This is a genomic window from Jejuia sp. G7-7 (assembly GCF_055808955.1).
Map to the genome: position 1 here is coordinate 76,004 of NZ_JBVVSZ010000002.1, position 13,687 is coordinate 89,690.

General features: G+C 31.8%; 6 protein-coding genes and 4 pseudogenes. 5 read left to right on the forward strand and 5 right to left on the reverse strand.

What is annotated here, in order from left to right; genetic code table 11:
- The first annotated feature begins 256 nt into the window (after window positions 1-256).
- Genes AC0L5U_RS10385 through AC0L5U_RS10395 form a run of 3 tightly spaced genes read left to right on the forward strand, consistent with a single transcriptional unit; the run spans window position 257 to window position 2,863 of the window.
- Entirely contained in the window at window positions 257-802 is a 546-nt protein-coding gene (locus AC0L5U_RS10385; RefSeq protein ID WP_473416345.1) for a C40 family peptidase, read from the forward strand.
- Between the two features lie 22 nt (window positions 803-824).
- Complete coding sequence (locus AC0L5U_RS10390; protein WP_473416346.1) at window positions 825-2,306, forward strand: ComEC/Rec2 family competence protein; 1,482 nt, start codon at window positions 825-827, stop codon at window positions 2,304-2,306.
- Between the two features lie 5 nt (window positions 2,307-2,311).
- Window positions 2,312-2,863, forward strand: coding sequence for a hypothetical protein (locus AC0L5U_RS10395; RefSeq protein ID WP_473416348.1), 552 nt, complete (start codon window positions 2,312-2,314; stop codon window positions 2,861-2,863).
- Between the two features lie 2 nt (window positions 2,864-2,865).
- Here the strand turns inward: AC0L5U_RS10395 and AC0L5U_RS10400 are convergent.
- The 4 pseudogenes from AC0L5U_RS10400 to AC0L5U_RS10415 all read right to left on the reverse strand — a co-directional run bounded on the left by AC0L5U_RS10400 (window position 2,866) and on the right by AC0L5U_RS10415 (window position 8,978).
- A pseudogene (locus AC0L5U_RS10400) lies at window positions 2,866-3,412 on the reverse strand (thioredoxin family protein).
- An 87-nt stretch (window positions 3,413-3,499) separates the two neighbouring features.
- Window positions 3,500-5,273 (reverse strand): annotated as a pseudogene (locus AC0L5U_RS10405) (peptide MFS transporter).
- A 67-nt stretch (window positions 5,274-5,340) separates the two neighbouring features.
- Window positions 5,341-6,727 (reverse strand): annotated as a pseudogene (locus AC0L5U_RS10410) (peptide MFS transporter).
- Window positions 6,728-6,747: 20 nt separating this feature from the next.
- A pseudogene (locus tag AC0L5U_RS10415) lies at window positions 6,748-8,978 on the reverse strand (S9 family peptidase).
- Window positions 8,979-9,217: 239 nt separating this feature from the next.
- Here AC0L5U_RS10415 and AC0L5U_RS10420 point away from each other — a divergent pair.
- Together AC0L5U_RS10420 and AC0L5U_RS10425 are read left to right on the forward strand one after the other, a co-directional pair.
- A complete protein-coding gene (locus AC0L5U_RS10420) occupies window positions 9,218-10,534 on the forward strand; it encodes a hydroxymethylglutaryl-CoA reductase, degradative (RefSeq protein WP_473416349.1) in 1,317 nt (438 codons plus the stop codon).
- A 59-nt stretch (window positions 10,535-10,593) separates the two neighbouring features.
- Complete coding sequence (locus AC0L5U_RS10425) at window positions 10,594-11,502, forward strand: GYDIA family GHMP kinase (protein WP_473416351.1); 909 nt, start codon at window positions 10,594-10,596, stop codon at window positions 11,500-11,502.
- A 49-nt stretch (window positions 11,503-11,551) separates the two neighbouring features.
- On the opposite strand, the gene AC0L5U_RS10430 is transcribed toward AC0L5U_RS10425, so the two are convergent.
- Window positions 11,552-13,687, reverse strand: a complete 2,136-nt coding sequence (locus AC0L5U_RS10430) for a peptidylprolyl isomerase (RefSeq protein ID WP_473416352.1) — start codon at window positions 13,685-13,687, stop codon at window positions 11,552-11,554.

Consider the following 13,687-nt stretch of genomic DNA (forward strand, 5'->3'; position numbering starts at 1 on the left):
CAAAATTAAAAGTGTAGTTATCAAGACTTTTACACATTTCATTTTCAGTAAGTATAACACTAGGACTTTTTAAATATTTTATTCTCTTAAGAATCCAATTTAAAACAAATCCAAAAATAAGCACACAAAAAAACCAATATAGAATTAAATCATCCATGGTTGAATAAAGTAAAAAAGATAGCTTCATAGACATAAGAATTGATCTTTCAAACTGTAAGTTACAAAAAATTTTAATTGCAAAATCGCGTTTTGTTTAATGAAAAAAACTATTATTTTCTTATTTCTAATTACCTGTCTCTACAATTGTAAGTCTTCTAAACATAGAAAAGTTGTAACGAAAAAACCTAAAACCGAAAAAAACCGCTCCACTAAAATATCAAAAACTTCTAGCAATAAAATAGAATCTTTAGAAACATCAAAATCTTCTAAAGTTATAAATTACTCAAAGCAATTTTTAGGTGTACGCTATAAATGGGGCGGCACAACAAAAAAAGGCATGGATTGCTCAGGATTAATTCATGAATCTTTTAAAGCCCATCAAGTTTATTTGCCTAGAATTTCGAGAGACATGGCTAAAAAAGGTAAAAGAATTAAACTAAGCCAAACCTTAAAAGGTGATTTATTATTTTTCAAAACTAGTAAAAGCCGTAGGAATTCTATAAATCATGTTGGCTTAGTTGTAGAAATTAAAAATAACGCCATTTATTTTATTCATGCTACAACATCTAAAGGTGTAATTATTTCATCTCTAAATGAAACATATTGGCTATCGGCTTTTAGCGAGGTACGTCGCGTTTTATAAGTTATTTACTAACTTACACCTGATGAAATTACTAAACTTTGCCATTATAAAACTTACCGCTTGTCTTATTTCTGGCATCTTAATTGGATATTTTTTTGATGTTTCAAGAAACAGTTCCATATTAATTTCATCGCTCTTTTTATCTACGTTATTAATCTCATATTTGATTACTAAAAAGCAGTTTACGCAATCTATTTGGTTTGGAGTAATCACCTTTTTTACTATGACGAGTATTGGTGTTTTAACTGTGAATCTTCATAATGAAAAGAATTTTAGCAATCATTATTCTCATCAAGTTGAATTTAAATTAGACACCTTACATACCATAACATTTCGCATTAGAGAAGTTTTAAAACCTAATATTTATTTCGATAAATATGTTGTTGATGTTTTTAATATCGATAACAATAAAGCTAGAGGAAAGTCTTTACTAAACATTAAGAAAGAGACTAAATCACATACACTAAAAGTTGATGAGATTTATGTTGTTAAGACTGAATTTAAAAATTTAAATCCTCCTTTAAACCCTGGGCAATTTGATTATAAAAACTATCTAAAAAAGAAGAATATTTACCATCAATTATATGTTAACAGTAGTGATTTTTTCGATACTCATTCAAAAAAGACAACCATTTTCGGAATTGCCAACACTATAAGAGATCATATAAACTCTAAGTTAAAACCTTATGATTTTGAACCCGATGAACTAGCCATAATAAATGCATTATTATTAGGACAACGACAAGACATAAGCGAAGAAGTTTATAATAGTTATACCAATGCAGGAGCGGTACATATTTTAGCAGTTTCAGGATTACATGTTGGAATTATTCTTCTAATCTTGAACCTTATTTTTAAACCACTAGATAAACTTAAACACGGTAGACTTATAAAAACCATAGTATTGGTTAGTTTTTTATGGAGTTTTGCTATAATAGCGGGACTTTCTGCATCTGTAACACGTGCCGTAACTATGTTTAGTATTGTTGCTATTGGTATGAACCTTAAAAGACCAACCAACATATACAATACTCTAGCTATTTCTATTTTGGTATTATTGCTTTTTAAACCTATGTTTTTGTTTGATGTTGGTTTTCAAATGAGTTATATGGCTGTTTTTGCCATTGTAATCATTGACCCTATTTTATATAAACTTTGGCGACCAAAAAACTGGTTATTGGACAAATATTGGCATACGCTTACAATAACAGTAGCAGCTCAATTTGGAATTATCCCAATAAGTCTTTTTTATTTTCATCAGTTTCCTGGGTTGTTTTTTATTTCGAATTTAGTAATTGTGCCTCTACTAGGTGTAATTCTTGGTTTAGGTATTCTTGTTATTTTGCTTGCCATTTTAAATTTACTCCCCAATATATTAGCTTCCATTTTTGGAAGTATTATTGGTCATATGAATGATTTTGTGGGATGGATATCCCTTCAATATTCTTTTTATTTAAAGATATTCCGTTTGGTTTATTATATGTTCTGGTATTTTATTTATTAATTATTATGTTTTTAAAAGTATTCTTTAAAAGAAATTATGCAAACTTAAAATGGTTTTTAGCCTCTATTTTTGTTGTGCAATGCGCAATTATTTACACCAACTACTCTAAACCAAACAAGCAGTTTATTGTATTTCATAAAAGCAGATATAGTTTAATTAGTAACACCATAAATAACACTATTTCAATTGGAAATGATTTTGATAGCATTACAGCGTCTAAGAATAATATTATTAAAGATTATAAAGTTTTAAATCATATTGAAAAAATAGAGACTGATAGCATCAAACCTTTTTACATTTTAAACAATAAGAAGTTATTAATTGTTGATAGTTTAGGATTATACAACGTAAAACTATTGAAACCAGATTATGTGTTATTAAGGCATTCTCCTAAAATAAACCTAAACAGATTGATTGATTCTATACAACCAAAACAGATTATTGCAGATGGGAGCAATTACAAATCTTACATCGAAAATTGGAGCGCTATTTGTAAAAAAAGAAAACTCCCTTTCCACCAAACTGGTAAAAAGGGAGCTTTTATTATTGATTACTAATTTTAACCTTTAAATTCAGATTTAAAAGCTTTAAAATAAGTATTAAAATCTTCTTGTGTTTTTATGTTTTTGTGTTCATCATTTTTAAACATTTTGAGATACAACTCTAACTGATTAGGTTTTTGATAACCTCTAATAGGGGCAATTACTTCTGCTTTTTCATCAAAAAATACAATTGTAGGATATGCACTTATTTGTAGATATCTTGCTAGTTCATGCGCACTATTTCGTGTATTTGCTTTTGCAGCATTGTAATTTGGATTAGAAAATGATTTATCCTTATACTTCACAACATCATTTCCTTCGCCGTTAAACTTAACTGCGTAGTAGTTTTTGTTTACATATGCTACTACATCAGCGTTATGAAATGTATTTTTATCCAACATTTTACATGGACCACACCATTTGGTGTATACATCCATCATAATTTTTTTGGATTCTTTTTTGAAGTGCTATTGCCTCATCTAAAGTTACCCATTTTATTTCCTGAGCTATTCCACTAACCGACGTTAATAATGTGATTGTGACTATAAATATAAGTTTTTTCATGACTAATATGTTGCAAATGATATGCCGAACTTACAAAAAAAGCACCTAAACTGGTGCTTTTTGAATATTTTTTAACGCTTTTTTCGATTAACGGACACCGTGCATTAGTTTTTTTAGTAGAGGATGTAACAATAATGAGACTAGCCCCAAACCTATAGGTATAATGGTGAAAATCAAAAGAAAAAGAAAGTCCGTGTTCACTAGTAATCTTTTCAATATCTCCTCCTACATAATGTGCCAGTTTATTACCTATAGCTATTGCTAAATAATACACACCAAACATAAATGCTATCATCCGTCCCGGAACTAACTTACTTAGATAAGATAGGCCCATAGGGCTTAAACACATTTCTCCTAATGTATGAAATAAATAAGCTAATACTAACCAAGCCATGCTTAAACTAGCCGTTTGCTCACCAAGAGGTACATCTTTAGCACCAAAGGCTAAGAAACCAAAACCAACACCTAAAAGGGCAAGCCCAAGAAAGTACTTTACTGAAGCTGGAGGGTTATATTTACTATCCCACCACTTAGTAAATAATGGCGCAAACATTATAATAAAAAGTGAGTTTAATATTGCGAACCAAGTAATTGGCACTTCAGTTTCTGTAGATTGAAATTCGATATATAACTTGTATAAGACAATAAGCCAAACGATAACAAAACTAAAACCAAGAATAATGTTTGATAAGCCAATTCTATTAAATGTTTTTCTGAATAAGCTTAAAAGCACATAGGTAATAACACAAAGCGGTACTACCGTAACTATTAAATCGATAATTTTAAACGTTGTAGCTGCTCCGCCCTCTAAAATTCTATTAGTATAATCTCGTGTGTATATTGGTAATGAACCAGCTGCTTGCTCGAATGCAGCCCAGAAAAATATAGTAAATAAGCAAAATATTGAAAAGGCTACCATTCTATCCCTTTCAATAGGGACATATCTTGGTATTCTAACAATTAGGAGTAAAACAAATGTTATAGCCGCAAGTAAAGCAAAGAACAGGGAGTCCGTCATCCCTGCGACGGTAAAATTAAAAGTATAAATATTACCGATTTTACTTAGTGGATCATTAATAATAAATATAAGTGCTGAAACAATAAATACTAGAATAAGAATATAATCTATTGTTAAAAATCTATTTAACTTTACTCCCGTACTTGATACTACTTCCGAATTATTAGTTAAATCATCAATAATATCGACATCTTCGTTTTTTGGCTTTGCTCCAATATCACCAAAAAGTGCTTGTGCATAATGAAATTGCAGCATCCCCAATAACATAAATATTCCGGCAAGTCCAAAACCATAACTCCACCCTATTTTTTCACCTACCCAGCCGCAAAGCATAATTCCTATAAATGCGCCTGCATTAACACCCATATAGAAAATATTGTAGGCACCATCTTTTTTCTCATCATGACCCTCATACATTTTAGATATTATAGAGGTCATGTTAGGTTTAAAAAAACCATTCCCCACAATTAAAAATGCGATCCCAATATACAAGAATGTTGGTGTTTCAACAGCCATAGAAGCATGACCCAAAGTCATTAATAATGCTCCAATAACCACAGCCATTCTATAACCAATCTTATTATCTGCTAGCCACCCTCCAAGCAAAGGCGTTAAATAAACGAGCATTGCATAAGTTCCTAAAAGTGAAAGTGCTGCTTCTGATGTCCATTCCCATCCGGGATTATCTCCAATTAGTGAGCCTGTTAAGAATATAACCAAAATAGCACGCATTCCATAATATGAAAAACGCTCCCACATTTCGGTAAAAAAGAGTACAAATAAGCCTGAAGGATGCCCTAAAACTTTATCCTCAAAAAAATGATCGGTTGATTTTTCTGCCATGTTAAGAGTATTAAATATTAAAAAGAAAAACCTCATAAATTTTTATGAGGTTGTTATTATAATTCAATTAATTATCTGCTAATTCAAACCCTTCTGCTTCATCATAATGCATTTCTCGTTCTTGATCTTCAACGCCATGAGTAAGTACTTCTAATTTTTTTCTAACTAGTAAAACTAACATACCCAATATTACACAAAATATTGCTATTCCTGTAAAAATAGTGTATTCCCCAAGACTCTCAGACCACTCACCTAACAAACCTGCTAGTTTACTTCCTAACCCTGTCATGGCAAAATAAACCCCCATCATTATTGAAGCATACTTTACAGGTGCTAATTTGGTTATAAAAGATAATGCTACTGGAGAAAGACATAATTCTCCAATAGTATGAAATAAATAAGCCAATACCAACCAATACATTGCAGATGTACCTGTTGCTTCATATTGAGCTGTTGCACCTGTCATGAAAAAATCCTGTTCCCATAATAATAAGCCCAAGTATCATTTTAAATAATGATGTTGATACTTTCCCTTTTAGTTTTCTTTTTGCCCAATAAGCTGCTACAGTTGTACCTAAAAATATAATAAACATGGCATTGAGTGATTGAAACCACGAAGCAGGAATTTGCCAACCAAATAACATACGATTAGTTTTTTCCATTGTATAAATATTCATTAAGCCACCTGCTTGTTCGAACGCTCCCCAAAAAACAATTACGAGTAAAAATGAAATTAGCAAAACAACAACTCTATCTTTTTCAATTTTAGTCAATGGTTTTCTTAACGCTTCCTTCTCCTCTTCATTTTGTGAAGCTCCAAGAAAATTACCAACATGAGCTAAATGCTTCTGCCCTAATACATATTGTAAAATACCTAATCCCATACCAATCCCCGCAAGTCCAAAACCATAATGCCATCCGTAAACTTCACCTACATAACCAACAATTAAACTAGACAGAAAAGCGCCTACATTAATTCCAATATAAAAAATCGTAAATCCTTTATCTCTCCGAATATCGCCTTTCTTATATAAACCACCTACCATTGTTGATATATTAGGTTTCAACATTCCAACTCCACAAACTATCAAAACCAAACCTGTGTAAAACGCCCACATCTCTTCTACAGCTAAAATGCTATGCCCAAAAAGCAACAATACCCCTCCAACTAAAACAGACTTTTTCTGACCTAAAACTTTATCTGCGATTATACCTCCGGGAATAGACATAACATAAACCATCATAGTATACCAGCCATACAATGCTAACGCATCTCCATTTGACCAACCTAATCCGGCATTTTCTCCTTTAGTTTCTGCGACTAGATACAAGACTAATATCGCACGCATTCCATAATAAGAAAAGCGTTCCCACATTTCAGTAAAAAATAGAACATACAAGCCTACTGGATGTCCAAATAATTCTTTTTGTTTAGCAGAAATAGAATTTGCCATAATTAATATTAATTAGTTAGTTATCCCTTTATTTTTGATTCAATCACTTCAACCTTTTTAGATTGTAGAATTTTATCTCCAAGTGTTTCGTTAATAAAATTTGTCATTTTTTTATACAAATGTAGTCTCGTATTTCCACCGTAAATACTATGATTTTTATCTGGATATACTGCCCAATCAAATTGTTTATCGGCTTGAATTAAAGCCTCTACTAGGCGCATTGTGTTTTGCACATGTACATTATCATCTGCTGAACCATGCACCAATAAAAAATCGCCTTTAAGTTTATCAACATGATGTATTGGTGAGTTTTCATCATAACCAGAAGGATTATCTTTTGGGATACCTAAATAGCGCTCTGTGTATATGGAATCATAAAAACGCCAGCTTGTTACAGGTGCTACTGCAATTGCCATCTTAAAAACGTCGTTGCCTTTAAACAAACAATTACTACTCATAAAACCACCGTAACTCCAACCCCAAATGCCAATTCTACTTTCATCAATATATGATAAAGTTCCTAATTGTCTAGCTGCTTGAATTTGGTCTTTAACTTCGTATTTACCTAAATCGTTTTGTGTTACTTTTTTAAACTCAGCGCCTTTAAACCCTGTCCCCCTTCCGTCAATACAAACTACAATATAGCCTTGTTGTGCTAAACTTTGAAACCAATAATCATTCGTACCATTCCATGTATTTGCTACTTTTTGAGAACCTGGACCAGAATATTGATACATTAATACGGGATACTGCTTCGTTTTATCAAAATTTGCAGGCTTTATCATCCACATATTTAAGTCATTACCATTAACGTTAATGGTATTAAACACTTTTTTTGACGTTTTGTATTCTGAAAGCTTTTGAGACAACTTATCATTATCTTTAATACTTTTTAATAAATTTCCAGAGGAAGCACTATTCAATGTATATTCTGGTGGGGTTGATGCACTTGAAAATGTGTTTATAAAATAAGAGAAATCTGCACTAAATTCTGCATCATTAGCCCCGTCACTTTTAGTTAATCTAGTTTTATTTCTTCCATTTAATTTGATGCTATAAACATCTCTATTTATTGAACCATTTTCGGTAGATTGATAGAAAATCGTGTTTTTATTTTCATCATAGCCATAGTAGTTTGTGACTTCCCAATTTCCTTTGGTAACTTGATTAATTAATTTACCCGTTTTAGAATAATGATAAATATGATTAAATCCGTCAGCTTCACTTGTCCAAATAAAACTATTATTCTTTAAAAACGTTAAATTATCAGTTATATCAATATAAGCTTTATCTTTTTCTGAAAGCACTCTATCTGAACTATTATCTTCTGCATTTACAAACCATAAATCCAATTCATTTTGTTTGCGATTCATAAAATGAGCACTCAAAACATCTGGATTGTTAGTCCATTTTATCCTTGGAATGTAAAAATCGTTATAATCTTTACCGACTTTAACATCAGTTAGTTTCTTTTTTTCAAATCATATAAATGTAACGACACTAAAGAGTTTGGCTCTCCTGCCTTTGGATACTTAAACACTTGTTGTGTTTGATACAAACCCTGTCCGTAAACATCCATAGAAAACTCAGGAACATTAGTTTCATCAAATTTTATAAAGGCAATTTTATCACTATCGGCATTCCATTCAAAAGCTCTTACAAAGGCAAATTCTTCTTCGTAAACCCAATCTGTAATCCCGTTTATAATTTTATTTTTTTGGCCATCAGAAGTAATTTGTTCAATTGTATTTGAACCTAAATCTTTAACATACAAATTATTATTTAAAGCAAAAGCCACTTTTAAACCATCGGGAGAAAACGTTGGTTCTTGGATTTTTTCATCATGTACCCTACTTACGGTTTTACTATTTACATTATAGATATAATAATACGCCAAAGATGAATGTCTATAAATTGAAACTTCTTCTGTTGCCAACAACACTTTCTGTTCGTCTTCACTAAACGTGTAATCTGTAAAATAGTTTAGCTCAGGAATGTTGTTAGAATTCACAAGAGTTTTAACCTTTTTTAAGGTTTTATAATCATAAATATCAACCGAAGTTGAGCGTGAAGCTCTATCAAAATTAAAAACCGAGTAACGTTGACCGTCTTTCATGGAGTGCAACACATCCATACCTTCGGTTCTAAATGCACCGCTCCAAATATCTTCTAAAGTAATATCCTTAGTTTGCGCTGTAATTGAAAGAGAGATAAAAAAGCAAACACACAGGGAGAATTTCAAGTATTTCATACAAATAAATCTATCTTAATACTAGCAAATTTCAACTTCCAGTTCTATGCATTTCATTGAAATAAAATTACAAATTAGAGACGTTTTGTCGAAAACACTACTTATTTAATAAAGAGTTGTCAAGTTTACTAAAAATTATGTAATTAAACGAAATTATTAACACTTAAATAACGTCTTTTTTAGAGTTGTTCAATTTTCGTACCAAGTGTAGTATCTTTGCAACTCAAAAGAATGCTATTATGAGCAAAACGATTTCTGGTTTTTCTAAACTCTCTAAATCTGAAAAAATTGATTGGATTGTCAATACTTATTTCTCAAATACTACTGATGCAAAACAGGTTTTAAAACAGTATTGGAATACCGATGGAAAATTACAACAATTACACGACGAGTTTATAGAAAATACAATTACTAATTATTACCTCCCGTTGGGTGTTGCACCAAATTTTTTAATTAATGGCAAAACATATACAATACCAATGGCTATTGAGGAAAGTTCGGTGGTTGCAGCAGCAAGTAAAGCCGCTAAGTTTTGGTTAGATAGAGGTGGTTTTAAAGCTGAAGTGTTATCTACTAAAAAAGTGGGGCAAGTACATTTTATGTTTCATGGGAAATCTGATGTTTTAATACAGTTTTTTAATACTGTGAAATCCTCTCTTATTGAAGACGCAAAATCCATAACTGCAAATATGGACAAGCGCGGTGGAGGTATTCTTGACATTGAACTTCGAAATAAAACTAAAGATTTAGAAGGTTACTACCAATTGCATGCCACATTTGAAACTTTAGATGCCATGGGCGCCAATTTCATAAATTCGTGTTTAGAGCAGTTTGCCATGACTTTTAAACGAGAAGCTTTGACTTTTGAAGGTTTTACAGATGAAGAAAAGCATATTGAAATAGTGATGAGTATTCTCTCTAACTATGTTCCAGAATGTTTAGTTAAAGTTGAAGTGAGTTGTCCAGTTGAAGATTTAACTGAAAATAACGATATATCTGCAGAAGAGTTCACAAATAAATTTGTTCAAGCTATTAGAATTGCTGAAGTTGAACCTCATCGCGCAGTAACTCATAATAAAGGTATTATGAACGGCATTGATGCTGTTGTTTTAGCTACCGGAAATGATTTTAGAGCAGTTGAAGCTGGTGTACACGCCTATGCTTCTAGAAACGGAACCTATAGCAGTTTATCTCATGCTGAAGTCAATAACGGTATTTTCAAGTTTTGGATGGAACTCCCTTTGGCTTTAGGAACTATTGGTGGGCTTACAGGCTTACATCCTCTGGTAAAATTAGCTTTAGAATTATTACATAAACCTTCTGCTAAAGAATTAATGCAAATTGTTGCAGTTGCTGGTTTAGCTCAAAATTTTGCTGCACTACGTTCGTTGACCACTACTGGAATTCAACAAGGCCACATGAAAATGCACTTGATGAATATTTTAAATCAGTTTGGAGCTAATGCTACTGAAAAAATAAAACTGACAGAACATTTTAAAACCAATACTGTTACGCATAGTGCAGTTGTTGAGGCTTTAAATAAAATAAGAAGTTAGACGAAAATATTTCCCGCAAAGGCACTAAGTCGTAAAGTTTTACTCAAACCCTGAATACATTGAAAGAATATAGAAGTAACGGAAAATTGTTAATTACTGGAGAATATGTTGTGCTTGATGGTGCATTGGCTTTTGCAGTTCCTACTAAATACGGACAATCTTTAACTATTGAACCAATTGATGCTTCTAAATTAATTTGGAAAAGTATAGATCAGAAAGGCCATGTATGGTTTAAAAACGAATTAAAGCTATCTGGTATTGAGATGCTAAAACAAGCTAAACATGACGAAATTTCCAAAAGGCTTATTCAAATATTACATGCTGCAAAAAAATTTAATTCAAATTTTTTAGAATCCAAAACTGGTTTTAAAATAACAACTGAATTAGACTTTCCGAAAAACTGGGGACTTGGTACATCTTCAACTTTAATAAACAATATATCGCAATGGGCTAATATAAACGCACATAAACTTTTAGAAAACACCTTTGGAGGAAGCGGTTATGATATTGCTTGTGCTCAAAATAACAAGGCGATCATTTATCAATTAAAAGACAAAAAACCAATAGTTAAAACTGTTGATTTCAATCCTAAGTTTAAAGACCAGTTATATTTTGTTTATCTCAATAAAAAACAAAATAGTCGTGATGGTATTGCGCATTATAAATCTCTAAAAACTGACTTAAAACCTGTTATTTCTGAAATTAATGAGATTACTTTAAACATAACTTCAAGTAATAGCTTTAAAGAGTTTCAAATATTGATTGAAGCTCATGAACACATTATATCAACTATTACAAGACAAGACACCGTAAAATCACTTTATTTTAATGATTTTGAAGGCGCTATGAAGAGTCTTGGCGCTTGGGGTGGAGATTTTATTTTGGCATGTTCTGAATCAGATCCTACTGGATATTTTAAGAACAAGGGTTTTGATACTGTAATCCCTTATCAAAACATGATAAAATAAAAAAGCCCCAGCATAAGTGGGACTTTTTACTTGAGTTAGTTTTGTTCTATTATTGAATTTGTAACGCTGCTCTGTTATCTTCAATTTCAGATGCTTCTTTTAAAGCATCGTAAAGTTTAGTATTTACAACACCAGATTTTTGTTGCTCTATTCTATTTGCTGCTGCTTGGTAATTATCTAATTCAACAGCTGGTGTTACCTTCGTAACTTGTACCATATAAACACCATTATTTCCTGCAATTAATTTTGAAGTTTCACCTTCATTTAAAGCAAATGCAGCACCAACTACTAATGGTTCTCTTCCTCCACCAGAGATTGTTGGGTTTTTCATATTTATTGCTGGAGCAGTTCTTACAGTTTCGTTTTCGGCAGCAGAAACATCTTCTAATGTTGAAGCTGTAACACGCTCTTTAATTAATTCAGCTTTGCGCTCTTTTCTTATTTTTGGTAATACTGTTGCAGATGCATCTTCTACAGACATTAATCCTTTTTCATGTTTTGCAACTATTTGTGCAATGGCATAACCATTAGGAATTGTAAAACGCTTTACATCGCCTACTTTTGCTTCATCTTCAAAAGCCCAACGTACAATTAATCTTTGATTTCCTATTCCTGGTATATTTTCATCTAATGCTTTTACACCGTTAACTGGACGAACATTAAAATTATTTTCTTTTGCAAGTGCTTCAAAATCTTTATTTTCAGTAGAAATCTCAAAATTAGAAGCATCTCTAAATATTTTGTTAATCGTTTCTTCAGAAGGCTCTATTTTTCTTGCAATGGTTCCAACTTTTACTGCTTTACTTTTATTCTTTTGTCCTTCAACTTCAATAATATGAAACCCAAAGACAGTTTTAACCACTCCTAAATCTCCTGTTTCACCTTCAAATTCAAAATCGTTGAATTCTGGAACCATTGTCCCGTAAGGATGCCAATCATAGCGTCCCCCTTTTGCAACACTCCCTTGATCTGAAGAAAACTCAGTTACAAATTCTGGGAACTTAGATTTGTTTCTTTTAAGCACACTTAATAAACTGTCTGATAACGCTTTTGCTTGATCTTCAGTTCTAGTTACATCAGGACCAGCACTTGCACCACCAATAAAAGGAATTAGTATGTGTCTTACTTTTGCCGAATCTGGAATTCGCTTTGTTTCAATAACCTTAGATAATTTAAAAAAGCCATTATCTTTATAAGGTCCAAAAACTTCACCTTCATTTAAGTTATAAATATCTTCAGCAAACTCTTTTGGTAAGCTAGATTTAAATACGAAACGATCCTCAAAAGGCAAATCTGAGTCTCCTATTAAATTTACGTAACTTTCGTTATTTTCTGCTTTAGCAAAAGGCTTGATAGTATCTGTAGTACCACTAGATTGGTTATACTCTGTTTTACCGTTTTTAAAACCTTCTAAAATAGTTTTAAGGGCATTTTCATCAGCAACAGTAGCTTCTTCTTTAAACTCAACGTATTTAATATCACGTGAAGCTTCAACTTCAAAATCATTCTTGTGAGCTTTGATATAAGCTGAAATATCAGATTTACTAACCGCTATTGTACTGTCGGCTATTTTACTGTAAGGAATTTGAACAAATTTAATATCTACTTTATTTCCTTCAAGTTTATGTTCTAATTCGCCTTCTGAAAGCGTACCAACCAAACCAGCTTTTACTAAGTTGAAATAATTTTGTTGTAATGCATTTGCTGCAACTTGCTTTTCATAGTTTACCCAACCAGCATAAGCATCAGCAGAAGTGTTTTTTAAGTTGGCGATGTACTCATTTAACTTTCCTTCATCAAACAAACCAGCAGAATTTAAAAACTCTGGACTACCAGCTAAGGCTGTTTTTAACAAGTCACGCATTTGATCTTTCTCAACAGAAATTCCTAATTTTTCATATTCAGAAGACAAAACAGCTTCTCTCAACTCACGATTCCAAACCATGTTCATTACTTGAGTATTGGTTGCATCTGGCCCCATTTGACGTTGAGCAGCTTCTACTTTTTGTAAAAAGTCATCACGAGTTATATCTTTATCGTTAATAGTAGCAACAATATGCTGAGATTTACTAAAAAGAGCATCTCTATTATCAAAAAGACTTGATAATATAAAAGCGAATAATGCTAAAGCAATAACAATTATAAGAACAAATGTTTTTTGTCTGATTTTATTTAAAACTGCCAT

Coding starts and splice junctions, on each gene's coding strand:
- AC0L5U_RS10420 (WP_473416349.1), top strand. CDS start 9,218: ATGAGCAAAACGATTTCTGGTTTTTCTAAACTCTCTAAATCTGAAAAA.
- AC0L5U_RS10390 (WP_473416346.1), top strand. CDS start 825: ATGAAATTACTAAACTTTGCCATTATAAAACTTACCGCTTGTCTTATT.
- AC0L5U_RS10430 (WP_473416352.1), bottom strand. CDS start 13,687: ATGGCAGTTTTAAATAAAATCAGACAAAAAACATTTGTTCTTATAATT.
- AC0L5U_RS10385 (WP_473416345.1), top strand. CDS start 257: ATGAAAAAAACTATTATTTTCTTATTTCTAATTACCTGTCTCTACAAT.
- AC0L5U_RS10395 (WP_473416348.1), top strand. CDS start 2,312: ATGTTTTTAAAAGTATTCTTTAAAAGAAATTATGCAAACTTAAAATGG.